Genomic DNA, 26,041 nt, shown 5'->3' with positions numbered 1-26,041 from the left:
ACCGAAAATACATTTGGGACCTGTTGCCCACCAAGGGTAACCAACAGGAAAGACAACAACCACAAGAACGGGACAAACAGTGCCAATATGATCGCCACGTAGGCGATGTCGCGCCAGGAAAAATGTGTGTCAGGCAAAAACCGCTGCACCAGGCATCGAGCGATCCATGCCTCGCACAGGGCCAACCCCATCACCCCGACCCAAAACACAAATCGCTAAGCATGCATTAAATGGATATCAGGGAAGGGTTGAAAAGCGCATGCCCGCAATGGAGGGAGGGCAAGGCCCGCAGTATGTCGGCGCAAGGTGAAGGCGGGCAAGATTGGGCTTGGCACGACTGTCACACTCACTCAAAAAAAGGTCGGCGGTCCCAGCCCAAACGCCGACACTTCAGACCAAACACGATCTCCACGAAGAAAAGGCCGAAGAGTGTTTCCACCCTTCGGCGCCATTCTGCGGCGATGTCATAAATGTATCAGGCGGTCAGGCCTTCGGGCTCTGGCAGGCCATTTGCGCGGCAGCAGGCGGTCAGAGTGTTGGCCAGCAGGCAGGCGATGGTCATCGGGCCAACACCACCCGGAACAGGTGTGATTGCGCCTGCACGCTCGGCAGCGCTGGCATAATCCACGTCACCAACCAGCTTGTTCTTGCCGTCACGCTCGATCCGGTTGATGCCGACGTCGATGACAGTGGCACCTTCCTTAATCCAGTCGCCTGGCACCATTTCAGGGCGACCTACGGCGGCGACCACGATATCGGCGCGGCGCACGACGTCCGGAAGGTCCTTGGTGCGCGAATGCGCGATGGTCACGGTGCAGCTATCGCCCAGCAACAGCTGTGCCATCGGCTTGCCCACGATGTTCGAGCGGCCAATTACAACCGCATCCATGCCCGACAGCGAGCCGTGATGGTCACGCAGCATCATCAGACAACCCAGCGGGGTGCAAGGCACCATCGACTTCTGACCGGTACCCAGCAGACCCACGTTCGAGATGTGGAAACCGTCAACATCCTTGGCCGGATCGATCGAGTTGATCACCAGATCTTCGTTCAAGTGCTTGGGCAGCGGTAGTTGCACCAGAATACCGTGCACGGCCGGATCGTTGTTCAGCTTATCGATCAGCGCGAGCAAGTCCTCTTCCGAAGTCTCAGTGTCCAGCTTGTGCTCGTAAGAATTCATGCCGACTTCGACAGTCATCTTGCCCTTTGAGCGGACATAGACTTGGCTCGCGGGGTCTTCACCCACCAGAACCACGGCCAGACCGGGCGTGATGCCGTTTTCCTCTTTCAGTTTCGCAACCTGATCGGCCACCTGTGCCCGAACCTTGGCTGCAAAAGCCTTACCGTCGATAACCTGCGCTACCATCCTTTGATCCCTTCTTTCAAAAAACGGATCGGGCGCACTAGGCGCCCGTTTCTTCAGTCGGGGCCGAGCACGCGTTCTTCGCGAGCAATCGACCAATCAATCAGTATACGCCAGAGCTTTTCGGCAAGATCGGGGTCCATACCCAACTCATCGGAGCTCTTGCGTACACGCTGCACCACGTCTTCGACACGCTCCGGGATGCGGGCGGGCAGCCCCTCGCCGGGTTTCAGCTGAGACGCGCGGTCGATGTAGGTTGCGCGCGTTACCAACAATTCAACCAGTTGACGGTCCAGCTTGTCGATCTGAGGCCGCAATTCCTGCATCGAGAGACAGTCTTGCGGCGGTATCAGAGTGGGCATTTTAATCTCCTATGGCCCGGGGATATCCCCGGACCACGAGATGTCTTATTTGGGGGCTTAGAACAAGCCCTCGATCTCACCTGCGTCGTTTAGGCAGATGGTTTCAGCAGCCGGTTTGCGCGGCAAACCGGGCATGGTCATGATCTCACCGCAGACGACCACGATGAAGCCAGCACCAGCCGACAGGCGAACTTCACGCACCGGAACCGAGTGGCCGGTAGGCGCGCCGCGCAGCGACGGATCGGTCGAGAACGAGTACTGGGTTTTCGCCATGCAGACCGGCAGGTTGCCGTAACCGGCTTCTTCCCACTCGCGCAGCTGGTTGCGGATCTTGTTGTCGGCCAGAACTTCGTCAGCGCGGTAAATGCGCTTAGCGATGGTTTCGATTTTCTCGAACAGCGGCATTTCGTCGGGGTAGATCGGCGCAAAGTTCGCGGCACCGTTTTCGACGATTTCGACAACCTTCTCGGCCAGCGGCGCGGAGCCATCCGAACCCAGCTCCCAGTGACGCGACAGGATCGCTTCAACACCGTGCTCAGCACAGTAGTCCTTGACGGCCTGCACTTCGTCATCAGTGTCGGTTACGAAGTGGTTGATCGCGACGACAACCGGAACACCGAAGGATTTCACGTTCTCGATGTGACGGCCGAGGTTGGCACACCCGGACTGAACCGCATCGACGTTTTCCGCACCCAGATCAGCCTTGGCAACGCCGCCGTTCATCTTCATCGCGCGCACGGTGGCAACCAGAACAACTGCCGAAGGTGCGATGCCTGCCTTGCGGCATTTGATGTTCATGAACTTTTCGGCACCCAAGTCGGCACCGAAACCGGCTTCGGTCACGACATAGTCAGCGACTTTCAGAGCGGTTTTGGTCGCGATGACCGAGTTACAGCCGTGCGCGATGTTAGCGAACGGGCCACCGTGAACAAAGGCCGGGTTGTTTTCCAGCGTCTGTACTAGGTTCGGCTGCATCGCGTCCTTCAGAAGAACGGTCATTGCGCCTTCGGCCTTGATGTCGCGGCAGTAGACCGGCGACTTGTCGCGGCGGTAAGCAACGATGATGTCACCCAGACGCTTTTCCAGGTCTTTCAGGTCGGTTGCCAGGCACAGGATCGCCATAACTTCCGATGCCACGGTGATGTCAAAGCCAGCTTCACGCGGGAAGCCGTTCGATACGCCACCCAGCGACGCGGTGATCTGGCGCAGAGCACGGTCGTTCATGTCGACGACGCGGCGCCATGCCACACGGCGGATGTCGATGTCACACTCGTTGCCCCAGTAGATGTGGTTGTCGATCATTGCCGACAGCAGCGAATGAGCCGAAGTGATGGCGTGGAAGTCACCGGTGAAGTGCAGGTTCATCTCTTCCATGGGAACAACCTGCGCGTAACCGCCACCTGCTGCGCCGCCCTTCATGCCGAAGTTCGGGCCGAGCGAGGCTTCACGGATACAGATCATCGCGTTTTTGCCGATGCGGTTCAGGCCATCGCCCAGACCCACGGTGGTGGTGGTCTTACCTTCACCCGCTGGGGTCGGGTTGATCGCTGTCACCAGAATCAGCTTACCATCTTCGCGGTCCTGAACCGAGTTGATGAAGTCCTGGCTGACCTTCGCCTTGTCGTGTCCGTAGGGCAGCAGATCGGCGGAGTCGATGCCGATCTTCGCGCCGATTTCCTGAATCGGTTTCTTGTTCGCTTCACGAGCGATTTCGATGTCGGATTTGTAGCTCATTGGCCATGGTCCTTGATTGAATACCGTGCAAAACCGACGCAGGGCGCCGGCGCTGGGTCATCCATACCGTTGTACACAAAGTCGATGGCTATAGATTCCGACATATTCATGCCGCGAAACGGCGTTGGAGCATATCCGGTGTTTCTAATTGGAAACGGACTCGGCCTATGGTGCCCAATTCCGTTGATCCGGCACAAACAGTGTCATTGTATCGCCCAGCTTTAATTCTCCGGGACGTTCAACCCAGGCTGTGATCCCGCGTCGCCCCTGTGCGGCCGGTTTGAATGCCGCGCCATAACCGGGCAGATCGGTTTCAATCTCGCGCCCGGGAAGCACGCAGGGGCGGTTTTCCATATCAACTGTGATAGTGGCACCGCCTGCAACCTGCAGCCGCGAGGACGGCGGGATATGGGTGAAATCCGGAATGCCCCGCAGCACGATACTTGCGCCCAGAAAAGACGGGTCCAACTGATCCAGCCCCATTTCTTCTGCCGTCGCCGTGATCTCTTCTTCGGACAACACCGACAATTGCCGGACATTGCGGATTTCCGTGCCCTGCGGATACAGATTTTTGACCCGTACGCACGCACCGCGGTTTACGCCCTCGTGCCGTGAACCGCGATCCCCTGAAAACCCAAGGTCGAGCGCATCTACAGCATTTGCCCGAATGGATTCACCCGTGGGAACGTGGCCCAACCAGACCACCTTGCCCTTGTATTCGGTCTCACGCAAAACTGGCACTTCTCGTCCCTTTCAGACCTGCTCGTTTAACCGCAATAGAAGACAGCAAGCCCCGAATGAAAAGGCAAAAAAAAGACCCGGGACAATGCCCGGGTCTACTTTAATTTATGCCGAGGGTTCCGGCTCCATCCCGCCATCGGGCGGTGACTTCTTGACCTTAGTCTTCGGAATTGCCGTCACGCTGGGCGCGCTGCCCTCGTCAGGCTTGTCACCTTCGTCATCGCCTTCGTTCGGCGACTCACCATTCATGACACGCTTGATCTCGTCACCGGTCAGGGTCTCGTACTCCAGCAGACCTTGCGCCAGGCGTTCCCACTCTTCGTTCTTGTCAGACAGGATTTTGTGAGCACGCTCATAACCCTGCTGGATCAGGCGCTTCACCTCTTCCTCGATCAGCTCTTTGGTATGAGCGGAGACCGAGAACCCGGCGGTGTTGCCCTGATAGCCCTCATGGGCTTCGGCGTAGTCGATGTTGCCAACCTTGTCCGACATACCCCAGCGCATCACCATGGCACGCGCCAGCTGGCTGGCCTGCATGATGTCACCGGCCGGGCCATTCGAAACGTGGTCTTCACCGTACTTGATCACCTCAGCAGCCTTACCCGCCATGGTCATGGCCAGCTTTTGCTCGCACTCATCCCGGTGATAGTTCAGACGGTCCATCTCAGGCAGTGAGACCACCATACCCAACGCACCCCCGCGCGGGATGATGGTCGCCTTGTAAACCGGGTCACACAAAGGCAGCTCCAAGCCGACAACGGCGTGACCGGCTTCGTGATAAGCGGTTTTTTCCTTCTGATCCTGGGTCAGCACCATCGAGCGGCGCTCGGCCCCCATCATCACTTTGTCTTTGGCGTTCTCGAAATCCTCCATGGTGACAAAACGGCGGCCAACACGTGCGGCCATCAGAGCCGCCTCGTTCACGAGGTTCGCCAGATCAGCACCCGAAAAGCCCGGAGTACCACGTGCGATGATGCGAAGATCGACATCGGGACCCAATGGGGTCTTGCGCGCATGCACGCCCAAAATCTTCTCACGACCTTTGATGTCAGGGTTCCCAACAGTCACCTGACGGTCAAACCGGCCCGGACGCAGCAACGCGGGATCCAGAACATCCTTACGGTTGGTGGCCGCCAGAATGATCACGCCTTCGTTGGCTTCGAATCCATCCATCTCAACCAGCAATTGGTTGAGGGTCTGTTCGCGTTCATCGTTACCACCGCCGTAACCTGCGCCACGATGGCGACCCACGGCGTCGATTTCGTCGATAAACACGATACAGGGCGCGTTCTTCTTCGCCTGTTCGAACATATCACGCACACGGGATGCACCGACACCCACGAACATCTCAACAAAGTCCGAGCCTGAGATGGTGAAGAACGGTACACCCGCTTCACCCGCAATGGCACGGGCAAGCAGCGTCTTACCGGTACCCGGAGGGCCCACCAGCAATGCACCCTTGGGAATCTTGCCGCCAAGGCGCGAGAATTTCTGTGGGTTGCGTAGGAATTCGACGATCTCTTCCAGCTCCTCCTTGGCCTCGTCAATGCCCGCAACATCATCAAAGGTTACGCGGCCATGTTTTTCGGTCAGCATTTTGGCCTTGGATTTGCCAAAGCCCATGGCACCGCCTTTGCCGCCGCCCTGCATGCGATTCATGAAATAGATCCACACACCGATCAGCAGCAGGAAGGGTAGCAGCGTCAGAATAAACGACTGGAAGCCGGATTGCTGCTGTTTGACCGCCTGAACGGGGATGTTCTCATCAATCAGCAGCTTGGTGACTTCGGCATCACCGGGTTTGATGGTGACATAGTTTGCGCCGCTTTGAGTAGAATAGCGAATCTGCTCACCATCCAGCGTCACACTCTTGACCTCGCCGCCCTCAACAGCGCTGACGAAGTCGGAATAAGTTCTTTCATTGCTCTGGAGCGTTCCACCCTGACCACTGAAGAAATTGAACAGTGCAAGGATCAGCAGAAACAGAACGACCCAGAAGGCGATGTTACGAGCGTTGCCCAAGGAAAATCTCCCAAAAGATTTCGGCAGGTGGGGGTCTGCCGGGTTGTTCTATAAAATAGAGATGATTCAAGCATGTTCAATGCGATAAAAGCGAAGAGTAAAACTCGGGTCTTTGCGGGGCGAATTCAGCCACCCAACCGTTTGAATAGTCAGCCAGAGGTGCAGCCAGCAGGTTCTCCCCGCTCCAAATGGCGGGCGAGGACAACAGCGCCCGGCGAGGTTTTCCCAAGGCGCGCCACCCGGGGACCTGTGGTAAACCGGCCTCTCCCAGTGCGCGGACCTCGGCGCCTGCGGTCTGCGGCCCGGACAAAACCCAGCGTTTGTCCCAAACCTCTTGCGGTGCGGCGGTTGTCGTCGCCACCGCGTTTAGCTCCCTGCAAAACCACGCTTTATCCCGACGCGAGATCAGCAGGCAGCCCGCAAGGGTCAGCGTCTGCCCTTCAGCAACAGCGGTTACGGCTTGATCAACCGCTGCCCCGCGCGGCGGATAACCTTGCCCCGCAATCCAGGCTATGATGCCGACGACCAGCCGCCTTTGGATTTCCAATGGAAGCAGCCTGAACCCGTTGCGGTGGATACAGACATCTCCACCGTCTACCGTCGCGCACTTGCGCGCGGATTCCTGCGTATAGAGCGCCAGCGCCTCACGCGCTTGTGCAAGATTTTCTGCGACCCGGGCCAAAGATTGGGCAGATATTCCAAGCGCCCCAAGCCCCGCCAGCGCTTCGCGCGCCTTGATCCGGTCGAATTTCTGGTCGTGATTCGACGGGTCTTCGATCCAGCCCTGACCAAGCCTCGACAAGTAATTCCGCAGGCTTTGGCGCGTAATCCCCAGCATTGGACGCAGCAGCGTGACGCCGTTGTGATCCCGCGCGTAAGGCATGCCCGAGAGGCCGCTGACTCCAGCCGCCCGGCCCAGTCGCATCAAAATCGTCTCGGCCTGATCATCCGCCGTGTGACCCAATGCGATTGCTGGAATCCTGTTAAGCTTCGCCCAATCGGTCAGCAATCGATACCGCGCTTGGCGCGCCTGATCCTGCAAATTCCCGGTGCCATCCCAGCCCTGCCAAAGCAACGTTTCCTGGGGAATACCCATCAACGCCGCCTGTTCGGCGACAGCTGTAGCCTCAGCTTTGGATTCAGGACGCAGGCCGTGGTCTATAGTTGCGATGAAAAGGTCTACTTGCTCGGTCTGTGCGATGTCATGCAACAGATGCATCAGTGCGACCGAATCTCCACCACCAGACACGGCAACGCCCAAACGAGGCGGCAACTGTTCAGGTAACCGCGCGCGGAGTTCAGATCGAAGAGCTTCAGCCTGGTCGGTCAAGAACAGCCCAGAGACGCCATTTCCTGTGTGGCCGCCGAAACAGTGGCCGATGACGGGAAGCGCACGCCAACCTCGGAAAGAGTGATGCAGGCCTGATCTGTTTGCCCCAAACGTCCCAACGCAACCCCCAGTTCGAACAATGCCTCGGGCGCAAATGTCCCTTCGGAGTCACCCGTAAAGCTGGCCAAGAACGCCCGCGCAGCCTCACGCGTATCACCCAGGCCTTCCAGTGCCTGTCCGCGTTTCAGATTGGCCTCGGGGGCCAAAGGGCTGCCGGGGTAAGAAGTGTCAAATTGCGCGAACTGCTCAGCAGCCGCCTGAAAGTTCCCTTCGGCCAAAGCTTGCGCAGCGGCGTCAAAATCCGCTTTTTCGCCTATCGCCAGTTCTCCCTGATCGGACACCGACGGGGCTGTCGGCGTGACAGGAGCCGCCGCCGTAATCTGCGTTTCGCCGCCAAGGGTCGAGGTCTCACCCAGCGTACTCAGATCGCCCCCTTCCAGTTCAACCAGACGGAATTCGAGATCTCCAATCCGGTTGGTACCGTCTGTAACGATATTCTGTACCTGCTGGTTCAACTGCTCGGTCTGGCTCGTCAGACGCTGCAATTCGGCCTCGATGGCATCCACACGTTCAAGAATCGAACTGCCGGACAGGTTCGGAGCTGGAGACCCGGTGGTCGAAAACTCACGCTTCAGGCGTTGAATCTCCACATGCAGCACCGTCAGCTCCTGCCGGATATCCGCCAGCGTTTGCTGATCCTGTGCTTGCGCCATACCAGCGGTCGCAACGACTGCGGCCAGAACCCATCCTGCAAACTTCATCTTCTTACCCCAAGGTTGAACCGGTCAGCACCGTCACCGCGCGGCGGTTTTTGGAATAGCAGTCCTCGGTGCTGCAAATCTCGATCGGGCGTTCCTTGCCATAGCTGACGGTCGTCAAGCGGTTGCCCGCAACCCCGCGCGAGATCAGGTAATCCCGAGCCGCATTCGCCCGTTTGGCACCAAGCCCGAGGTTGTATTCGCGCGTGCCTTGTTCGTCCGCATGACCCTCAATGGTCGCCACATAATCCGGGTTTGCCATCAGCCAGTCCGCCTGTCCTTGCAGGATCGTTTGCGCCTGCGGCGTCAGGGTCGACTGGTCCACAGCAAACAACACACGGTCGCCAATGGTTTGCTGGAAGTAGGCCGGTGAGCGTGGATCGCTTGGTGAACCGGGCGCGATTGATCCGTTTGCGCCATTTCCAAACCCACCGCCCAATGCCGACGGATCGTTGTTGGTGCAGGCGGCGATGACACTCAGCGCGCCCAACGCTATGATTTTGCCCAATACATTCATTTCAGGTGCCTCGTCGTTTTATCGGTTTATTGCCGTCTCTGTATCACAGTGCAGGATTTTTGTGAACTTTTCCAAGCCCCTGCCCCGATCAATTCTGCAATGGCCCCCAAGACGGATCGCTGCCACCATCCGGAGTTCTGACCGGTCGCAGGTTCCGACCCGAGATATCAACGGAATACAGCGTCGCGCGACCGCTTGCGCCCTGCGTTTCGCGGGTGAACATGATGACACGGCCATTGGGGGACCAGGTCGGCCCTTCGTCCAGGAAAGAAGAGGTCAGCAGCCTTTCTTCACTGCCATCCACACGCATGACGCCGATATGGAACCGGCCCTTATTCTGCTTGGTGAACGCGATCAGGTCGCCGCGGGGGGACCAAACTGGAGTACCGTAACGCCCCTGACCAAAGCTGATGCGGGTCGCTTCACCCCCATTCGCTGGCATTATGTATAGCTGCGGCGTACCCGAGCGGTCGCTTTCAAATACGATTTGTGACCCATCCGGTGAATAGCTGGGCGCAGTTTCAATCGCCGTTGTGTTGGTCAGACGCACGCTTTGCCCCGAAGCAAGATCCATTTTCCACAGGTCTGTATTGCCGCCTTGGATCAACGAATACACAATCGATCGGCCGTCGGGCGAAAACCGCGGAGAAAAGCTCATCGTGCCTTCTTGCGTCTTCAGTTCGGTCCTTTGCACGCGGTCAACATCCAGAACATAGATGCGCGGCTGGCCGGTTTCGTAGCTGGTATAGAGCAATCGGTCGCCTGTCGGTGAAAAGCGCGGGGCCAGCACGATGGACGAGCTGTCGGTCAGGTATTGCACATTGGCTCCGTCATAATCCATGATCGCCAGACGTTTCAGGCGCTGATCCTTGGGACCACTTTCAGACACAAACGCCACGCGACTGTCGAAATAAGCCCCCTCACCGGTGATCCGGCTATAGACCTGATCGGCCACCTTATGCGCCATGCGCCGCCAGCCCTCGGTCGTGCCCGCGAACTGCAGACCGTTGCCCAGTTCTTGCCCGGAAAACACGTCCCATACCCGGAATCGCACTGTCAGGCGGTTACCCGAGACATTCACCGCTCCGGTTACCAGCGCCTCTGCATTGATGGCCTTCCAGTCCGCAAACTGCACCGGGGCGTCAAAGCTGCTGACCCGGCTGATGAAGGCTTCGGGAGATATCTCACGGAACAACCCGGTGCCTGTCAGGTCAGCCGCAACGACCCGAGAGATGTCATTCGCATATTGCGTCGCCGCTGGCCCGTCGGGCACGAAATTCGGCACCGCAAAGGGCAAGGGCTCGATGATCCCCTGATCCAGTTCCAGACGCAGCGGTCCATTCTGGGCGTATACCGGCGCTGTCAAAATCGTCAGGCCAAGCAACAGGCTGGTCAGAAATCTCATCATTTTATCCGCATCCTCTCGGGATTGAATGTAATCTCAATATCCTGCCACTGAGCGTATTTGTCAGCAGGCAGGTCATATCCTTTGGCTCCACAGCGCAAAATTGCCCGTCGAGCAGCTTCATATGCTTGTTTTGCAGACGCTGCCGTACCGCCAGAGCTGTCAAGCATGCGCAAACTGCCCCCGACTACCTTGCCATCCGGGGTCAGCGAAAAGCCCACCACAACGACCGTTTGCAGCGCATCTGTGGACAGGGATCCGACGTTCCAGCACTGCGAAACCGCCAGACGCATTGCGTCCTTTTCACCGCTGGTCAGCGGCGGGCCAGAGGGTTCGTTGCCCTGCGCCAAAGCCTCGGCCAGAGCGTCCTCAACCGCGCTTTCGTCGACTTGTGCCGGTGGGGTTGTTTCCTGTTCCTCGACGACTTCGGTCGGTGCCGGAGGCGCGGGTCGGTTGGGCCGCACTTGGGGTCGCGGAGACGTACGCGGAGCATTCTCTTTGGTCTCTTCCGCCTCGGTCACAATCTCATCCGTGGCCTCTTCCGGGGCGGTCTGATCCTGCTGTTCCTGTTGGGTCTCTGCGCCCTCATCCAATGACACGGCAGGAGTTTCGATGTCATCCGGCTGCGCCTCTGGCGGCGGCGGGGCAATGGGGTCCGGTGCAACCTTGTCGGCCGCGCGCGGTTGCGCCTCGGGGCCCGGCGGCACAGGCAATATCTCGGTCACCGGTTCCGGTTGATCCAGAATCGGTGGTTCCTCGACCACTTCCGGCTCGGGTGGGGGCTCGACCGGCTCAGGTACGGGATCGGGTTCGGGTTCCGGCGGCGTTGCGACTTCCGGCGGGGTCAGTTCTTCCTCCACAGTCTCAGGCGGGGCGACCTCTTCCTCGGGCGCTTCGGGCTGTTGCAATGCAGTGGGGGTCGGCACCTCGGGCGCGTCGCGCTGTGCGGTCATTGCGGCGAACTGCTCAGCCGAAACCACCGACACCTCCTGCACTGCCATAGGAAGGGGTTCGGACCGGAATGTACCGCCGAAAAAAGCCCATCCAATCAAAGTGACATGGGCAATCGCCGAGATCTTGGTGCCGGTATCCACCGTGCGGCCTCACTCTCCACCTTCATCCAGAGTTGGCCCGCCGGTGTCGGTCACAAGGCCTACATTGGAAAACCCACCCGCATTCAGCGCGCCCATGACCTGCATCACTTGTGCGTAGGGGATCACCCCATCCGCGCGCAGGAAAACACGGTCACTGCTTCGTTCTGCCGCTATGGCACGCAGCTTGCCAATCAACTCTTCGCGCAGAACATCCGTGGTCTGGATTTGCACCCGGCCATCGGCAGTCAGCGTCACTGTCAGGGGTTCTTCGTTGTCACCGGGCAATGCGCTGGCCGCCGTCTTGGGCAAATCCACCGGAACACCCACAGTCAGCAGCGGGGCCGCCACCATGAAAATGATCAGCAACACAAGCATGACATCCACAAACGGCGTCACGTTGATCTCAGCCATCGGCTGAGCACGGCCGCGACGCCGTCCGCGTCTGCGCCCGTTTCCGTTCGAGGGTTGCTGAACCGCCGCGCCCATGTCAGCTGTCCAACTGCCGCGACAGGATTGTGGCGAATTCGTCGGCAAAAGCCTCATAGCCGCCGACGATCCGGTCACTGTCCGCGCTGAGCTTATTGTAGAAGATCACCGCCGGGATCGCGGCCAGCAGACCCAATCCGGTGGCCAGCAGAGCCTCTGCAATGCCCGGCGCTACAACGGCGAGGTTGGTGTTTTGTTGCTCGGCGATCTCTATGAAGGCATTCATAATGCCCCAGACGGTACCGAACAGACCGATAAACGGCGCGGTCGAGCCCACGGTCGCCAAAATCGGCAGGCCTTTCTGCAATGTCTCAGACTCTTTGGCGATCGCCACGTCCATCGACCGGTCAATCCGGGCCGTGGCACCCGCAATCAAGCCGCCATCGGTTCGGTGAGACCGCCGCCATTCGATCATCCCGGCAGCAAAAATCTTCTCTGAACTGCCATCGGGCTGGGTGCCAATCTGCTCGAACAGCTCATCCAAAGGGTTCCCGGACCAGAAGCTTTCATCAAACACCAGCGCCTCACGGCGCGCCGCACGGTAGTTGATCAGTTTCTGAATGATGATCGCCCAGGACCAGACGGATGAGCCGACCAGCATCAACATCACCAGTTTGACGATAAAGGTCGCGCGGGCATACAGCCCCCACATGGAGAAGTCGATCTCCTGCGCCAGCGCCAGCGTTTCAGCTTCCATGAACCTGCTCTTTGTTTTTGCCTGACGGCCGTTAGTTTGGCCTTGTTTTGCCAAACGCTAACTCAGTTGGTCCCGAAAAGCCAACAGAACCACCCCAGCGCCGCAATTTGTTACAGCAATGCGCGAATCTCTGCCGGAAGCCGCACCGGTTTGCCCTGCGCATTCATGCAAACAGCGGTGACTGTGGCGCGAAAAATCTCAGTCTCGCCACGTTTTACCAACTGGCCCATCGTAAGCCGGACGCCCGAGCGTGAAATGAAGTGAGTTTCAATAGTCAATTCGTCGTCGAACCGCGCTGGCGCCAGATAATCCGCCTCGATCCGCCGGATCACCCAGACGATGCCGTCATCGCGCATGGCATTCTGGTCATTCCCCAAATGGCGCACATAGTCCGACCGGGCACGTTCGATGTATTTCAGGTAGTTCGCGTGATAGACCACACCGCCCATATCGGTGTCTTCGTAGTAAACCCGCACCGAATATACATGCTTTTGCTGTTCAGAACTTTGGTCAGTCATTGGCACCAATCCGGTCGTTCTATTTTTGTAAAAATGATCAGCCATAGGGCAGGATATGCCTCACACAAATGTCGGTAGTGGCGCAATCCCCAAAGGACGACAAATTCGCATCACACGGTATTCGTGTATCGAAATTTAGCCATCTGCCGACTAGTCTGACCAAATAGTGAGTTGAATTTAAAGGGTGATCGAATGGCCGGACCGCAGCGCGCAGAGGGCAAATTCCTGCTTCCCGTCCTGCAGGGCATCCTGCCTATCAACCGCTCTGCCCTGCCGACCGAAGTTCTGGCCGGGTTGACATTCGCCTGCCTCGCGATCCCCGAGGTGATGGGCTACACCAAGATCGCTGGAACCCCGGTGGTGACAGGGCTGTACACGATCCTCATCCCGATGGCCCTGTTCGCCCTGTTCGGATCATCCCGGCACCTTGTGGTGGGGGCGGATTCCGCGACGGCAGCGATTACCGCCTCAGCACTGGCGGGCATGGCAGTATCGGGATCTTCCGAATATCTAGCTTTGGCTTCGCTGCTGGCCCTCATGGCGGCAGTGCTGTTGATAGCAGCGCGCCTTATCGGCCTTGGGTTTCTAGCAGATTTCCTGTCGCGCACCGTTCTGGTCGGTTTTCTAACCGGCGTCGGGATACAGGTGGCAACAGGAGAAATTCCGGGCATGCTGGGAATTGAAGCATCTGGCCATGGCACACTCGCCAAGATTCAGGACCTCATACAGCACTACGGCCAGACAAGCTGGCCAACGGTTGCGGTCTCATTAGGCGTTCTGTTGGTTGTCATTGGCTGCAAGCGGGTGTCGCCCAAAGTACCCGGCCCCCTGTTCGCCATATTGGGCGTCATACTATGCAGCTGGGCCTTTCAGTTCAGCGCCTCGGGTATTGCCGTTCTGGGCAAAGTTCCCAGCGGTCTACCCGCCCTGTCGATCCCAAATGTGGACTGGAGCTGGTCCTTGTTCAAACAACTGACCCCCACTGCACTATCCATCTTTGTAGTCATTCTGGCGCAGAGCGCGGCGACCTCTCGCGCCTATGCCGCCCGCTACGAAGACAAGTTCAGCGAGAACACCGACCTTGTCGGGCTTGGCCTAGCCAATCTTGGCGCGGCATTCACCGCAACCTTCGTTGTGAACGGTAGCCCTACTAAAACCGAGATGGTCGCCAGCGCCGGAGGCCGCAGCCAGATTGCGCAACTGACAACGGTTGTGATTGTCCTTGTGGTCATCCTGTTTCTGACCGGTCCTCTGGCTTTCCTACCGAACGCTGCGCTGTCTGCGGTGGTTTTTCTGATCGGCATCAAGCTGATCGACCTGAAAGGATTGACTGCTATCTACCGTCAGGCCCGCTCCGAATTCTGGATTGCCGTCGCCACGGCAGCCGTGGTGGTTTTGGTCGGCGTTGAACAAGGGATCATCTTTGCCATGGTCCTTTCGTTGATTGACCATACACGCCGAGGTTACCGCCCTAAAAACGCGGTGATCGTCCGCAGCAGCGACGGTGACTGGCACACTCAACCTATTACCGCCCCGAAGCCGTTCGAACCTGGGCTTGTGATTTATCGCTTCTCGCACAGCCTCTATTACGCCAACACTCAGCGACTGTCGGATGAGGTCGCCGAAATCGTCGAGAAGAACGAACCCGAGTTGCGCTGGTTTTGCATCGAAGCTTCATCGGTAGATGATGTGGATTTCACTGCTGGCTACACGCTGCGCAATGTCCACGAAATGCTGCAAGCCAAAAACATCCGGCTGGTCTTCCTGCTGGTTGAGCCCGATGTCCGCAGCGAACTAGACCGTTACGGGGTCACAGATCTAGTCGGGCGGAACGCCTACTTTGAAACCGGCAACGATTTGGTTAAGGCGTTCCAGCGCGCAAGTAATCCAACCACTTGAGCCCTACTGAGGAGGCTTCAACCGCGCGAACAACCGCAACGCGTGGGAAGCGTCCTGTGCCGCACCGGGAAGGACCGGATCATAGGCTGCCCGGATCAACTCGGCTATATCCGGCCGCAGAACCGTTGTTCCCCCGGCCACAGCAAGGGGAGATTGCGTGCGAAACGCGGTGTCCGACCACAGCAGAATAGTCTGCACAACCTGGCTCAACGCCAACGTCTCGGCCGGAACTTTCGACAGTTCCTTGTCCATTCGAAGGAACACAAAGGCCGCGCGGATCGCGCCGTCCTCTTCAAACCGAAAAACCCTGTATTGGTTGGCATCTGCTGCCACCAGACGATCCACCAAAGGCGCGAGATCCGGGATCAGCCGATCCAAATCGGGAACCTCCAGCAACTCTTGCCAATCGCGGAAGAAAAAGACCATGCAATTGGCGCCCAACTCGGGGTCGGTCTCGGCCATCTGATGCCCGGCCAAAGTCACCACGGCTTCAAATGCGCCTTTGACGGTGGACAGCGTTTCATCTTCGACGCCAAAGACGATGGGCGCGATAGGTCGCCCCCAACGGGCAAACAGAAACTCACCACTTTCACGCGTAAACAGCGCCTCGATCTGATCGGGTGTCACGCTCTGTCCTCTTGTGTTTCAATTACAGCCGTCAGAGGCATAATTTCTAAAGGCGCGCACTTCAACCGAACAGATCGCTCTGCCCCCGTGGAGCGGCCATGCCGAGATGAGTCCACGCCTTTTGAGCCAGCATCCGGCCGCGCGGGGTGCGTTGGATCAAACCCTGCTGAAGCAGATAAGGCTCAATCACCTCTTCCAACGAGTCCCGGCTTTCAGACAGGGCCGCCGACAAGGTCTCGATCCCCACCGGCCCACCGGCGTAGTTCTCGGCAATCAACGTCAGATACCGCCGGTCCGCACCGTCCAGACCGAGATTGTCGACCCCCAGGCGCGTGAGTGCGCCATCTGCCAGCTCTCGGGTGATCCGCCCGTCACCTTCGACAATGGCAAAATCAACCACCCGGCGCAGCAATCGCCCTGCAATCCGCGGCGTGCCGCGTGACCGGCGCGCAATCTCGCGCGCGCCGTCATTGTCTGCAGGCGCACCCAGCTTGCGGGCATTGCGGGTGACGATCTCGTGCAACTCGTCGACCGTGTAGAACTGCAACCGTGTCGGAATGCCGAACCGATCCCTCAGGGGCGTCGTCAGCAAGCCCATCCGTGTTGTCGCACCGACCAGAGTGAAGGGCTGCAATTCGATCCGAACGGTCCGGGCAGCTGGGCCTTCACCGATCACGAGATCCAGTTCGAAATCTTCCATCGCAGGATACAGAACCTCTTCCACCGCCGGGTTCAGACGGTGGATTTCGTCGATGAACAGAACGTCCCGCGATTCCAGATTGGTCAGGATCGCCGCCAGATCCCCGGCCTTGGCCAGAACGGGGCCGGAGGTCATGCGGAAATTCACTCCCAACTCACGCGCCATAATCTGCGCCAGTGTCGTCTTACCCAGCCCCGGAGGGCCATGAAACAGCGTATGATCCATCGCCTCGCCGCGCTGGCGGGCGGATTGGATGAAAACGCGCAGGTTGGCGCGCGCCTCGGCCTGACCGATGAATTCGTCCAGCCCCTGCGGACGCAGGGCGCGATCATTGTCCTCGGGCATTGGCTCGGGGCGCAGGGTGGGGTCGGCGTCTACCATTCAATCACCCTTTCGGAGCAAGCAGTTTCAGCGCCGCGCGGATCAGGTCGGCCTCTCCCGCATCTGGCAGGCTGGCCGCCGCTTCGGCGACGGCCGAGGCCGCATCAGAGGGTCCATAACCCAGATTGGATAGCGCCGACAACGCACCCGCCGAAGCTGCGGCCGCCCCCGAGGCTGGTTTCACCGCTCGCTTAGGTGCGGGTGTCGGTTCAACCAATTCGACAACTTCCAGCTCCGGACCGTCCATCGCCTCGGTCACAGTGCCGCCCATGGCCATCACACCCGGAGCCTTGTCTTTGAGATCCAGCACGATCCGCTGCGCAGTCTTCGGACCGACACCCTTGGCCGCCTTGACCGCGCCCCAATCACCCAGAGCAATGGCCCGGCTTACACCATCCGGCCCCAAAGCAGACAGAATGGCCAGCGAGACCTTGGCCCCGACGCCCTGCACCGAGCACAACAATCGATGCCATTCCTTTTCGATTAGCGACAGGAAACCATAGAGCTGCATCAGATCCTCGCGCACGACCATGTCGGTGTAAATCGAGACCGCCTCGCCCACACTGGGTAACGCCGCCATCGTTCTGTCCGAGCAATAAACGATGTAGCCAACCCCGCGCACATCGATCAGAACGTGATCCGCCGCGCGATAGTCAAGTCGACCCGTCAGTTTCCCAATCATGCCCGCACCTCTTTCATCCGCGCCTGTGGCGCTGTGCCGTAAAAGGAATGACAGATGGCAATCGCCAGCGCATCCGCCGCGTCCGCCCCCTTGGGCTGACAGCCCGGCAGTTGCAGTTTTACCATGTGAAGAACCTGCTCTTTCTCGGCATGACCGACCCCCACGACCGTCTTCTTGACCCGGTTGGGTGCATATTCGCCCACTGGCAACCCGGCCTGCGCCAGCGTCAGCAAAGCCACCCCCCGCGCCTGCCCCAGCTTCAGGGTGCCAGCCCCATCCTTATTGACGAATGTCTGTTCGATGGCGGCCTGATCGGGTTGGTGTTCGGCAATGACCTCTACAATCTGATTGTGCAGGGACAGTAATCGCTCGCCCAGATCATCCCCATCCGATTTGCACAAACCGTTTGCAATGTGGCTCAGACGGCTGCCATGTGATTCGATGACGCCCCATCCCAGGGTTCTGAGCCCCGGATCAATGCCCAAAATCCGCATGTTGTGCCTCGGCCTGCTCGAGTTTTTGTGATCTTTCTTACGGATTAGCACGAAGCGTGAACATTTTCCAAGCGAATTGACCCAGAGGTTAAAAACGACACACCTTTTCCGGGGGCGACAAATCGGCCTAATTGCGACAGTGAAAAGTCTAATTTCGACACGCACCCTAACGGTTATAAGGTCAATAAATTAAGGGTTTTTAATGAATATTCTGCCTTGCAGAAATTGCATAGGACACATGCACTTTCTGCACTTGCGCAGCCAAATCGACATCACTAGATGCCGCTCAGATCAGATGATCGAGACATAAACTTTAACCAGAAGGAAACAGGATATGGCTGCACTGGACACCACCCGCATCACCACTGGCTCGTTCGGCCTCGTTGGCCGTATCGGCGCAACTTTCGCATCGGTCGCAAACGCGGCTATCGAATGGAGCGACGCCCGCGCGACCCGCAAAGCACTGAACGGTCTGTCGGATCGCGAGCTGGAAGATATCGGCCTGTGCCGTGGCGATATTGACGCCGTGGCAGAAGGCCGTCGTTAAGACAGAACCACCACTCACGCGCCCCTCTCCCCCTTTTGGGGCGCAACAGAACGCCGCGCGTGTCATGATGCGCGGCGTTTCTTTTTTCAGCGGGTCGAGTTTAGTGGATAAAGCTGTTGATCTGAGACGCCAGATACTCTGACACAGGGTCGATCTGCATGACCCATGCACCAGCTTTTTCCACCGACGTGCCCTGCGCCAGGCTCTCAACACGATACTGATAAGCCGAAGCGCCAAGGCTGCTGAGCAAAAACGTCTTAAACGCAAATATTCCAACAAGACAAATTAGAAGCAGTTTTGCCGGAACCGCAGATTTGACCCGCTGCGGTTTCATCACCACAAGGCCGTCCTTGCGCATCGTCGCACGATAGCCCCGGCTGAGCTTGGCGTGTTTCTTATTCAGGCGATGAACGCGCTGATCGAATTCCAGTTGTTTTCCCGTCATGGCAGCCTCCAAAAAACCGCCCCCGTAACCACGTTATGACGGTAGTTACAGATTGCGACAAAAAAGAGGCAAAATTCCACGAAACTCCTGCAATTAGTCTAATTTAAGCCCTGTTTGCTTAATATTAGCGTCGTCCACTCACCAATTTCATCTCTTTTGGCCAGATTGAACCCGTTCTGCAAATAAACCGAAATCACATCATCGGCTTGTTCGTTAAGGATTCCCGACAGGATCGCATAGCCATCCACCCGCAGATTCGCTGCGATTTCGGGGGACAACGCCACCAGAGGGCCTTTGAGGATATTTGCGAAAATCAGATCATAGGGCGCGTTCGACTTCAGGTCAGGGTGATCGAACCCGGCAGCCTCGACACAGTGGACCTGACCAGCCATGTCGTTGGCCTTCAGGTTTGCCTCAGCTACGTCTACGGCAACCTGATCGATGTCGCTGGCGATAATATCCCCGTTCCAGACACGTGCCGCGGCCATCGCCAGCACGGCGGTACCACAACCGATATCAGCGACCTTGGACGCTTCGAAGCCGTCATTCAAAAGATGGTCCAGTGCCTTGAGGCAGCCCAGTGTGGTGCCGTGGTGGCCGGTGCCGAAGGCCATCGCGGCCTCGATCAGCAGCGGTATGCGCCCTTCGGGTAGCTTATCGGCATCGTGGCTGCCGTAGACAAAGAACCGACCAGCTTCGACCGGGGCCAGTTCCCGCCTTACGTGCGCGACCCAGTCGGTTTCGGGCAATTCCGAAACAACAAAGGGCTTTGCTTCGAATGCGACTGCCAAAACGGCCAAAGCGGTTTCATCCGGTGCTTCGGTGAAATAGCCGCCGACCTCCCACAGGCCCGAGCCGTCCTCAACCTCGAACACGCCGACGCCGGTGGGTTCCGGGTCCAGACGCTCCATCGCTTCGCCCAGACCTTCGGCGGCTTTCTTGCCGGTCAGAGTGGTAAGCGCGGTGAATGTGGGCATGGGGGCCTCCTGTCTCAGTTGAGACAGCGCCTAGGGCGTGGACCCGCCAAGGTCAAGCTCTGGCGATTATTCTGCAGGTGCCGGGGCGTATTTCGACAAGATGGTTTCGTTACCCGCCTCTGGATGGCGCGGGATCAGCATCGACAGAGCCAGAGAAACCATTGCCATCGCAGCTGCCAGACCGAAGACCGCGCCGGGCGACACGACCCAAAGCAGGCCCAGCAGAGCAGGCAGGAACACGGCTGCGATGTGGTTGATGGTGAAGGCCACTGCGGCTGTGGGGGCTATGTCTGCCGGGTCAGCGATCTTTTGGAAATATGTCTTCAGGGCCAGCGCCAGAGCAAACAGCACATGGTCGATCACATAGAGGATCGCAGCCAGCAGAACACCCCAGCCGAACCAGTAGATGCCCCCGTAGGCTGCGAAGACGATGGCCAGACCGGTATATTCAAAGATCAGCGTGCGGCGCTCACCGAACTTGGCCACGGCTTTGCCCAGCATAGGCGCAGCGGCCATGTTGATCATCAGGTTGATCAGGTAGAGGCTGGTCAGCTCGTGGACCTCAAAGCCGAATTTCTCGACCATCATGAAGCCCGCGAAGACGACAAAAATCTGCCGTCGGGCCCCGGCCATGAACTGCAGTGCGTAATACAGCCAATAGCGTTTGCGCAGGATCAGCTTCTTGGTTTGCGGCGTGGGCGCGTCGAACTGCGGATAGGCGAACAGGCAGAACAACGCCAGCAGAGCCGTTACCCCGCCTGCAGCCATGAAAACGAAGTTATAAGACAGATCAAACCGGTCCCAGGTCAGCACAATCAGGCCGTATACCACCGCCGTCGCTGCCGACCCCATAGCGACCAGCCACCCCAGAATCTGGGGCGCGCGATCCTTGGGCAGCCATTGCAGTTGCAGCGACTGGTTGACCGTTTCGTAGTAGTGAAAGCCAATCGAACTGAACAACGTCACAAACAGCAACCCACCCAGGCTGGGGAACCATGCCGTCACCGCCGTTGCCACGCCCAGCATCATCAGCGAGATCATCGCCAAGACCTGCTCGCGGATAAAAATGATCACCGCGATCACACCAATGGCTAGAAACCCCGGTATCTCGCGCACTGTATGTAGAAGCCCGATATCTGCGCCGTCGAAATTCGCCACCTCGATGACAAAATTGTTCAGCAGCGCGCTCCACCCGTTGAACGCAATGGGCATGGTCAGCGCCATCATGAACAAGAGCGTGATGGGGCGGCGCCAGAACGGAAGGCTCTGCGCCTCGGAGAGCGGCATGGGTTTCAGCATGGGACTCCCTCTACGCCCATTTTGACGGTTTGGCGAGAGGGTTGGTGCACAACCGCTCTGCGCTGGTGCAGAGTCAGTAAAAGCTCTGCGGATCGATATCGACGGTCAAGCGGATGTCCCCTTTCAGGCGCAGAGGAGCAATCCAACAAGCGATAGCGTCCTGAATAGGCGCGCCTTTGGGAGCTTTCACCAACAGGCGCACCCTGTATCGGCCCCGAATGCGGGCAATCGGCGCTGGTGCAGGACCGAAAACCTGCGCGCCGATCTCGCGCAGAGGCACATCGTTCCGCGCCATTGCATTGCCAATGTCAAAAACCGGCCCCACTTCTGGGCCGGACAGTACGATCCCGGCCATGCGGCCGTAGGGAGGCACTCCCGCCGCCTGCCGCCCTGCGGCTTCGGCTTTCCAAAAGCCTTCTTCGTCACCCGAAAGAATGGCGCGGATTACAGGGTGTTCCGGTTGAAAGGTCTGCAACAAAGCTTGCCCCGGCTTGTCCGCGCGACCCGCCCGTCCTGCAACCTGCCGCATCAACTGAAACGTCCGCTCGGCCGCGCGCAGGTCGGCCCCATGCAGGCTGAGGTCCGCGTCGATAACGCCAACCAAAGTCAGTTTGGGAAAGTTATGCCCCTTGGCCACAAGTTGCGTGCCGATGACTATATCAGCATCACCCTCAGCAATCTCCTCGATCTTGGCTTTCAACGCGCGCGCCGAACCGAACAGATCAGAACTCAGCATGGCGATCTTAGCCTCGGGAAAGGTCGCTTCCGCCTCTTCCGCCAGCCGTTCGATGCCCGGCCCGACCGGAGCCAGCTTGCCCTCAACCCCACAGGAGGGGCAGGCGTCGGGCATCGGTTTAGTCTCACCACATTGGTGACACATCAGACGCTTCAGAAAGCGATGCTCAACCATCCGAGCATCGCAATGGTCACAAGCGATCTGCTCGCCACACGCTCGGCACAACGTCACCGGCGCGTAACCACGGCGGTTTATGAACAGCAATGATTGCTCGCCCCGTTCGATCCGCTGACGCACCGCTTGCCGCAGGGACGGAGAAATCCACGTCCCCGACTGCATTTGCTCGGCCCGCATGTCGATGGGTTTTATTTCGGGCAGCACCGCCGCCCCAAAGCGCGAGGTCAAATCGAGGCGTTCATACTTGCCCGCCTCGGCATTGGCCCAACTTTCCAACGAGGGCGTGGCGCTGGCCAGAACCACCCGCGCGCCGCAAATGGCCGACCGCAGAACCGCCATGTCGCGGGCGCTGTAATGCACGCCGTCTTCCTGTTTATACGAGGTGTCGTGTTCCTCATCGACCACCACTAGCCCCAGGTCACGGAATGGCAGAAACAGAGCCGACCGTGCGCCGACCACCAGTTGCGCATCCCCCTGCCCGACCATTCGCCAGACCCGACGGCGTTCGGTCATGGTGGCGCCCGAGTGCCATTCGGCAGGCCGCGCACCAAACCGCGCCTCGACGCGGGTCAGGAACTCAGCTGTCAGAGCAATCTCGGGAAGCAGCACCAAAGCCTGCCGCCCCATCCGCAACGCCTCGGCCACGGCCTCCAGATAGACCTCAGTCTTGCCCGACCCGGTCACGCCCTTCAGCAACGTCGTGCCGTAATTCGCCGTTCGCTGACCCGCTCGCAGATTCGCAACCGCAGCCGCCTGATCCTCGGTCAACGATTTACCCGGCAGGTCCGGGTCCAGATGCGGATAAGGCAGATCGCGGGGGCTGTCCTCCTCCCGCACCGCACCCTGTTTCACCAGCCCTTTCACGACCGACGAAGTCACGCCCGCCTGCTCGGCCAGTTCTTTTAACGTAAAGGCCAAACCGCAGTAGTCCCGCAAGACCTCCAACACACGCGCCCGCGCATCGGTCATCCGGTCTGGCTCGCCATCCCCAAGGCGGTAGATCTTGCGCATCGACGGTGGGTCGCCCAGCCCCGGCGCGCGCGTTGCCAGCCGCAGCATGGCAGGCATCGGCGTCAGCGTGTAATCGGCCACCTTCCCCAAGAACACCCGCATCTCTTCGCGCATCGGCGCGACCTCAAGCACCCGGATCACAGACCGTGCCTTGCTTAGGTCAAATCCACCCTGCCCCGGCCCCCAAACCACACCCAGCACTTTGCGCGGACCCAATGGCACTTCGACAAACGCCCCCCAAAAACACCCACCTTCGGGCGCCTTGTAGTCCAGCGTCCGGTCCAGAGGCTGTGTGGTCAGCACTGCCACCAGCTCTCCGTGGTCAAAATACTCCTGAGTGCTCACCGCATATCCTTGGGCCGGGGGGGTTTCAGCATGGGTCTCTTTGAGGTAAAGGCATCCGCGACCAAGGCCAACCCATCAAAGGACTGCCCGCATGAAATTCTTCGTAGACACCGCCGAGATCGACGCCATCGCCGAACTGAACGATCTGGGCATGGTGGACGGTGTGACCACCAACCCCTCGCTAATCCTGAAATCCGGTCGCGACATTCTGGAAGTGACTAAAGAGATCTGTGATCTGGTTGACGGCCCCGTTTCGGCCGAAGTTGTCGCCACCGAAGCCGACGACATGATTGCCGAAGGCCGCAAGCTGGCAAAGATCGCGCCGAATATCGCGGTCAAAGTACCGCTGACTTGGGCCGGTCTGAAAGCCTGTAAAACCCTGACCGACGAAGGCCAAATGGTCAACGTGACCCTCTGCTTCTCGACCAATCAGGCAATTCTGGCCGCCAAGGCAGGCGCCACTTTCATCTCGCCCTTCATCGGCCGCCTGGACGACATCAATCTCGACGGCATGGACCTTATCGCCGATATCCGTCAGGTCTATGACAATTACGGGTTCGAGACTGAAATCCTCGCTGCCTCGATCCGTTCCGTGAACCACGTGACCGACAGCGCCCGCATCGGCGCCGACGTGATCACCGCCCCTCCGGCCGTGATCAAGAAACTGGCGGATCACCCGCTGACCGACAAAGGCTTGGAAACCTTCTTGGCCGACTGGGCTAAGACAGGTCAGAAAATCCTCTGATAGTTTGTACAACCGCGCGGCGTCGTCAGGCGCCGCGCCCCGCCCAACTGCTAAACCTGATCCACTGATCAGGCTATTACAGGCGGGAGCCTTTCCGACACATCCTTACGTTAAATCCACTTTTACTTGCATTTTTCCCAAGGCAAATCCGGCATGCCGTGTTATAAGCCGCTCAACAAAAAAAGACCGGACGGGACATGAGCAGCAACACCAAACTCAAGGATAATCTCCGCGCCGCGATTCTGGCCGAACCAGACGCCGTGCTGGACGACAAGGATCTGATGCAGGCGCTGGTGACCGCCAACGAACAGGCGCGCGGTGACAACGTCATTGACCTGCGCGGCATCGCCATGCAACGGCTTGAGGAGCGCCTGGATCGCCTCGAAGACACCCACCGCTCCGTCATCGCCGCGGCCTATGAAAACCTCGCGGGCACAAACCAGGTGCACCGCGCCATCCTACGCTTGCTGGAACCGGTTGAGTTCGAAGACTTTCTGCGCACTCTTGGCAATGAAGTAACTGAGATTCTGCGCGTTGATTACATCACTCTGGTTCTCGAAACGACCGTCATACAGGAAGATCACACCATCGAGAAACTGGGCGGTGTGCTGACCGTGGTCGAACCTGGTGCGATTGACGCATATCTTAGCAAGGATCGCGGCGGACCCGCGCGCGAAGTGGTTTTACGGTCGGTTCGGCACCCTAATCCAACAATATTCGGTCCCATGGCTGGCCAGCTTCGCTCAGAAGCCTGTCTGAAGCTGAATCTGGGTGAAGGTCGCCTGCCCGGTATGATCGTTATGGGCGCCAAAGACGCGAACCACTTTACCCCACAACTGGGTACGGATCTGCTGGCTTTCTTTGCAGGCGTGTTTGAACGCTCGATGCGCCACTGGCTGTCGTGAGTTTGATTTCTCCAGCCTGCCGCGATGCGTTGCAGCATTGGCTGGACAGTCTGGGGGCTTTGGCCGGGCGATCCGAAAACACACAGACTGCCTATCGTGGCGACGTCACCGATTTTCTTTCGTTCATGACCCTACACCACAGCGAGCGGCAGGGGCTGGCCGCCCTCGCACGGATCACGGTCTCGGACATGCGTGCGTGGATGGCTGATCAGCGCGCGTCTGGTGTCGGCGCTCGGTCACTGGCCCGCAAACTCTCGGCCGTCAAAAGCTTCTATCGTTGGCTGTCTGAACGTGAAGGGTTCGAGCCTACCGCCGTTCTGTCCACCCGCGCGCCGAAATTCACCAAGAAACTGCCGCGTCCGCTGGCCAAAGACGCTGCACGTGCGATGATCGAAACGGTCGAACTGCAATCGACCAGTGATTGGGTCTCTGCCCGCGACGTCGCCGTGGTCACACTGCTTTACGGCTGTGGGCTGCGGATTTCCGAGGCGCTTTCTCTCACCGGCGCAGACGCGCCGCTGCCTGAAACCCTGCGCATCATCGGCAAAGGCGACAAAGAGCGAATCGTTCCCGTCCTACCCGCCGCCCGCACTGCGGTGGATCGCTACCTACAGCTTTGCCCGCACCCACAGGCCAAAGACAAAGCCCTGTTTCGCGGTGTACGCGGCGGCCCACTGAACCCGCGCGCAATTCAAGAGGTAGTGGCCAAGGCGCGCATGCAGCTTGGCCTGCCAGCGACGGCCACACCGCACGCGATGCGGCACAGCTTTGCAACCCATCTTCTGTCCGCCGGGGGCGACCTGCGCTCCATTCAGGAACTTCTGGGGCACGCTTCGCTTTCGACCACGCAGACTTACACGGCCGTGGATACAGCGCGATTGATGGAGGTCTACAACCGCGCCCATCCCAAAGCCTGAGGTCGCACCGCATCGTGACGTCAGGCATTCACCGAAGTTTGGCTTTTGGTTTGCATCTGCTGAACGC

At 58.8% G+C, this 26,041-nt stretch carries 26 protein-coding genes; 5 read left to right on the top strand and 21 right to left on the bottom strand.

What is annotated here, in order from left to right; genetic code table 11:
• Nucleotides 1-475 precede the first annotated feature (475 nt).
• From folD to ybgC, 13 genes are all read right to left on the bottom strand, one after another.
• Nucleotides 476-1,366, bottom strand: a complete 891-nt coding sequence (folD, locus tag ABLN94_RS11255) for a bifunctional methylenetetrahydrofolate dehydrogenase/methenyltetrahydrofolate cyclohydrolase FolD (RefSeq protein ID WP_352992424.1) — start codon at nucleotides 1,364-1,366, stop codon at nucleotides 476-478.
• A gap of 53 nt (nucleotides 1,367-1,419) precedes the next feature.
• On the bottom strand, nucleotides 1,420-1,725 hold the full coding sequence (locus tag ABLN94_RS11250; protein WP_352992422.1) for a chorismate mutase: 306 nt from the start codon (nucleotides 1,723-1,725) through the stop codon (nucleotides 1,420-1,422).
• A 57-nt stretch (nucleotides 1,726-1,782) separates the two neighbouring features.
• Nucleotides 1,783-3,459: a formate--tetrahydrofolate ligase gene (locus ABLN94_RS11245; protein WP_352992420.1), complete on the bottom strand. Its 1,677-nt coding sequence runs from the start codon at nucleotides 3,457-3,459 to the stop codon at nucleotides 1,783-1,785.
• 165 nt (nucleotides 3,460-3,624) lie between these two features.
• Complete coding sequence (locus tag ABLN94_RS11240) at nucleotides 3,625-4,200, bottom strand: MOSC domain-containing protein (RefSeq protein WP_352992418.1); 576 nt, start codon at nucleotides 4,198-4,200, stop codon at nucleotides 3,625-3,627.
• Between the two features lie 105 nt (nucleotides 4,201-4,305).
• Entirely contained in the window at nucleotides 4,306-6,222 is a 1,917-nt protein-coding gene (ftsH, locus tag ABLN94_RS11235) for an ATP-dependent zinc metalloprotease FtsH (RefSeq protein ID WP_170492573.1), read from the bottom strand.
• 76 nt (nucleotides 6,223-6,298) lie between these two features.
• Nucleotides 6,299-7,552, bottom strand: coding sequence for a tRNA lysidine(34) synthetase TilS (tilS, locus tag ABLN94_RS11230; RefSeq protein ID WP_352992416.1), 1,254 nt, complete (start codon nucleotides 7,550-7,552; stop codon nucleotides 6,299-6,301).
• On the bottom strand, nucleotides 7,549-8,373 hold the full coding sequence (ybgF, locus tag ABLN94_RS11225) for a tol-pal system protein YbgF (RefSeq protein ID WP_352992414.1): 825 nt from the start codon (nucleotides 8,371-8,373) through the stop codon (nucleotides 7,549-7,551). The genes tilS and ybgF overlap by 4 nt, the downstream gene beginning before the upstream one ends.
• A 4-nt stretch (nucleotides 8,374-8,377) precedes the next feature.
• The gene (pal, locus tag ABLN94_RS11220; RefSeq protein WP_352992412.1) at nucleotides 8,378-8,887 is read right to left on the bottom strand and encodes a peptidoglycan-associated lipoprotein Pal; all 510 of its coding nucleotides are present in this window, start codon (nucleotides 8,885-8,887) and stop codon (nucleotides 8,378-8,380) included.
• An 88-nt stretch (nucleotides 8,888-8,975) separates the two neighbouring features.
• Entirely contained in the window at nucleotides 8,976-10,295 is a 1,320-nt protein-coding gene (tolB, locus tag ABLN94_RS11215) for a Tol-Pal system beta propeller repeat protein TolB (RefSeq protein ID WP_352992410.1), read from the bottom strand.
• Nucleotides 10,292-11,386 (bottom strand): energy transducer TonB, encoded by a 1,095-nt coding sequence (locus tag ABLN94_RS11210; RefSeq protein WP_352992408.1) that lies wholly within the window; start codon nucleotides 11,384-11,386, stop codon nucleotides 10,292-10,294. The genes tolB and ABLN94_RS11210 overlap by 4 nt, the downstream gene beginning before the upstream one ends.
• Before the next feature lie 9 nt (nucleotides 11,387-11,395).
• Nucleotides 11,396-11,872: a protein TolR gene (gene tolR, locus ABLN94_RS11205; protein WP_352992406.1), complete on the bottom strand. Its 477-nt coding sequence runs from the start codon at nucleotides 11,870-11,872 to the stop codon at nucleotides 11,396-11,398.
• 1 nt (nucleotide 11,873) lies between these two features.
• The gene (gene tolQ, locus ABLN94_RS11200; RefSeq protein WP_352992404.1) at nucleotides 11,874-12,569 is read right to left on the bottom strand and encodes a protein TolQ; all 696 of its coding nucleotides are present in this window, start codon (nucleotides 12,567-12,569) and stop codon (nucleotides 11,874-11,876) included.
• A gap of 110 nt (nucleotides 12,570-12,679) precedes the next feature.
• On the bottom strand, nucleotides 12,680-13,087 hold the full coding sequence (gene ybgC / locus ABLN94_RS11195) for a tol-pal system-associated acyl-CoA thioesterase (protein ID WP_352992402.1): 408 nt from the start codon (nucleotides 13,085-13,087) through the stop codon (nucleotides 12,680-12,682).
• Nucleotides 13,088-13,279: 192 nt separating this feature from the next.
• Here ybgC and ABLN94_RS11190 point away from each other — a divergent pair, with 192 nt between their 5' ends.
• Nucleotides 13,280-14,986 (top strand): SulP family inorganic anion transporter, encoded by a 1,707-nt coding sequence (locus ABLN94_RS11190; protein ID WP_352992400.1) that lies wholly within the window; start codon nucleotides 13,280-13,282, stop codon nucleotides 14,984-14,986.
• Between the two features lie 3 nt (nucleotides 14,987-14,989).
• On the opposite strand, the gene ABLN94_RS11185 is transcribed toward ABLN94_RS11190, so the two are convergent.
• The 4 genes from ABLN94_RS11185 to ruvC all read right to left on the bottom strand — a co-directional run bounded on the left by ABLN94_RS11185 (nucleotide 14,990) and on the right by ruvC (nucleotide 17,870).
• A complete protein-coding gene (locus tag ABLN94_RS11185) occupies nucleotides 14,990-15,613 on the bottom strand; it encodes a hypothetical protein (RefSeq protein ID WP_352992398.1) in 624 nt (207 codons plus the stop codon).
• A gap of 61 nt (nucleotides 15,614-15,674) precedes the next feature.
• Entirely contained in the window at nucleotides 15,675-16,694 is a 1,020-nt protein-coding gene (gene ruvB, locus ABLN94_RS11180; RefSeq protein ID WP_352992396.1) for a Holliday junction branch migration DNA helicase RuvB, read from the bottom strand.
• 4 nt (nucleotides 16,695-16,698) lie between these two features.
• Nucleotides 16,699-17,376 carry a Holliday junction branch migration protein RuvA gene (ruvA, locus tag ABLN94_RS11175; RefSeq protein WP_352992394.1) on the bottom strand — a complete coding sequence of 226 codons (678 nt, stop codon included), beginning with the start codon at nucleotides 17,374-17,376 and terminating at the stop codon, nucleotides 16,699-16,701.
• Entirely contained in the window at nucleotides 17,373-17,870 is a 498-nt protein-coding gene (gene ruvC / locus ABLN94_RS11170) for a crossover junction endodeoxyribonuclease RuvC (protein WP_352992392.1), read from the bottom strand. Before ruvC ends, ruvA begins: the two co-directional genes overlap by 4 nt.
• A gap of 334 nt (nucleotides 17,871-18,204) precedes the next feature.
• Here ruvC and ABLN94_RS11165 point away from each other — a divergent pair, with 334 nt between their 5' ends.
• The gene (locus ABLN94_RS11165; RefSeq protein ID WP_170492528.1) at nucleotides 18,205-18,417 is read left to right on the top strand and encodes a DUF1127 domain-containing protein; all 213 of its coding nucleotides are present in this window, start codon (nucleotides 18,205-18,207) and stop codon (nucleotides 18,415-18,417) included.
• Nucleotides 18,418-18,517: 100 nt separating this feature from the next.
• On the opposite strand, the gene ABLN94_RS11160 is transcribed toward ABLN94_RS11165, so the two are convergent.
• From ABLN94_RS11160 to ABLN94_RS11145, 4 genes are all read right to left on the bottom strand, one after another.
• A complete protein-coding gene (locus ABLN94_RS11160; RefSeq protein WP_352992390.1) occupies nucleotides 18,518-18,862 on the bottom strand; it encodes a hypothetical protein in 345 nt (114 codons plus the stop codon).
• Nucleotides 18,863-18,960: 98 nt separating this feature from the next.
• Nucleotides 18,961-19,839 carry a 50S ribosomal protein L11 methyltransferase gene (locus ABLN94_RS11155; protein ID WP_352992388.1) on the bottom strand — a complete coding sequence of 293 codons (879 nt, stop codon included), beginning with the start codon at nucleotides 19,837-19,839 and terminating at the stop codon, nucleotides 18,961-18,963.
• 66 nt (nucleotides 19,840-19,905) lie between these two features.
• Nucleotides 19,906-21,138 carry an MFS transporter gene (locus tag ABLN94_RS11150; protein WP_352992386.1) on the bottom strand — a complete coding sequence of 411 codons (1,233 nt, stop codon included), beginning with the start codon at nucleotides 21,136-21,138 and terminating at the stop codon, nucleotides 19,906-19,908.
• Between the two features lie 73 nt (nucleotides 21,139-21,211).
• A complete protein-coding gene (locus ABLN94_RS11145; RefSeq protein WP_352992384.1) occupies nucleotides 21,212-23,407 on the bottom strand; it encodes a primosomal protein N' in 2,196 nt (731 codons plus the stop codon).
• 91 nt (nucleotides 23,408-23,498) lie between these two features.
• Here ABLN94_RS11145 and fsa point away from each other — a divergent pair, with 91 nt between their 5' ends.
• From fsa to ABLN94_RS11130, 3 genes are all read left to right on the top strand, one after another.
• Nucleotides 23,499-24,152 (top strand): fructose-6-phosphate aldolase, encoded by a 654-nt coding sequence (fsa, locus tag ABLN94_RS11140; RefSeq protein WP_170492516.1) that lies wholly within the window; start codon nucleotides 23,499-23,501, stop codon nucleotides 24,150-24,152.
• A gap of 197 nt (nucleotides 24,153-24,349) precedes the next feature.
• Nucleotides 24,350-25,057 (top strand): DUF484 family protein, encoded by a 708-nt coding sequence (locus tag ABLN94_RS11135; RefSeq protein WP_352992383.1) that lies wholly within the window; start codon nucleotides 24,350-24,352, stop codon nucleotides 25,055-25,057.
• Nucleotides 25,054-25,974 carry a tyrosine recombinase XerC gene (locus ABLN94_RS11130; protein ID WP_352992381.1) on the top strand — a complete coding sequence of 307 codons (921 nt, stop codon included), beginning with the start codon at nucleotides 25,054-25,056 and terminating at the stop codon, nucleotides 25,972-25,974. The genes ABLN94_RS11135 and ABLN94_RS11130 overlap by 4 nt, the downstream gene beginning before the upstream one ends.
• Nucleotides 25,975-26,041 lie beyond the last annotated feature (67 nt).

Source organism: Ruegeria sp. SCP11 (assembly GCF_040329455.1).
Taxonomy (GTDB): Bacteria; Pseudomonadota; Alphaproteobacteria; order Rhodobacterales; family Rhodobacteraceae; genus Ruegeria; species Ruegeria atlantica_E.
This window is presented reverse-complemented; position numbering and strand designations above follow the sequence as displayed.

Coding starts and splice junctions, on each gene's coding strand:
- folD (WP_352992424.1), bottom strand. CDS start 1,366: ATGGTAGCGCAGGTTATCGACGGTAAGGCTTTTGCAGCCAAGGTTCGG.
- ABLN94_RS11250 (WP_352992422.1), bottom strand. CDS start 1,725: ATGCCCACTCTGATACCGCCGCAAGACTGTCTCTCGATGCAGGAATTG.
- ABLN94_RS11245 (WP_352992420.1), bottom strand. CDS start 3,459: ATGAGCTACAAATCCGACATCGAAATCGCTCGTGAAGCGAACAAGAAA.
- ybgF (WP_352992414.1), bottom strand. CDS start 8,373: ATGAAGTTTGCAGGATGGGTTCTGGCCGCAGTCGTTGCGACCGCTGGT.
- pal (WP_352992412.1), bottom strand. CDS start 8,887: ATGAATGTATTGGGCAAAATCATAGCGTTGGGCGCGCTGAGTGTCATC.
- tolB (WP_352992410.1), bottom strand. CDS start 10,295: ATGATGAGATTTCTGACCAGCCTGTTGCTTGGCCTGACGATTTTGACA.
- tolR (WP_352992406.1), bottom strand. CDS start 11,872: ATGGGCGCGGCGGTTCAGCAACCCTCGAACGGAAACGGGCGCAGACGC.
- tolQ (WP_352992404.1), bottom strand. CDS start 12,569: ATGGAAGCTGAAACGCTGGCGCTGGCGCAGGAGATCGACTTCTCCATG.
- ybgC (WP_352992402.1), bottom strand. CDS start 13,087: ATGACTGACCAAAGTTCTGAACAGCAAAAGCATGTATATTCGGTGCGG.
- ABLN94_RS11190 (WP_352992400.1), top strand. CDS start 13,280: ATGGCCGGACCGCAGCGCGCAGAGGGCAAATTCCTGCTTCCCGTCCTG.
- ruvB (WP_352992396.1), bottom strand. CDS start 16,694: ATGGTAGACGCCGACCCCACCCTGCGCCCCGAGCCAATGCCCGAGGAC.
- ruvA (WP_352992394.1), bottom strand. CDS start 17,376: ATGATTGGGAAACTGACGGGTCGACTTGACTATCGCGCGGCGGATCAC.
- ruvC (WP_352992392.1), bottom strand. CDS start 17,870: ATGCGGATTTTGGGCATTGATCCGGGGCTCAGAACCCTGGGATGGGGC.
- ABLN94_RS11165 (WP_170492528.1), top strand. CDS start 18,205: ATGGCTGCACTGGACACCACCCGCATCACCACTGGCTCGTTCGGCCTC.
- ABLN94_RS11160 (WP_352992390.1), bottom strand. CDS start 18,862: ATGACGGGAAAACAACTGGAATTCGATCAGCGCGTTCATCGCCTGAAT.
- ABLN94_RS11155 (WP_352992388.1), bottom strand. CDS start 19,839: ATGCCCACATTCACCGCGCTTACCACTCTGACCGGCAAGAAAGCCGCC.
- ABLN94_RS11150 (WP_352992386.1), bottom strand. CDS start 21,138: ATGCTGAAACCCATGCCGCTCTCCGAGGCGCAGAGCCTTCCGTTCTGG.
- fsa (WP_170492516.1), top strand. CDS start 23,499: ATGAAATTCTTCGTAGACACCGCCGAGATCGACGCCATCGCCGAACTG.
- ABLN94_RS11135 (WP_352992383.1), top strand. CDS start 24,350: ATGAGCAGCAACACCAAACTCAAGGATAATCTCCGCGCCGCGATTCTG.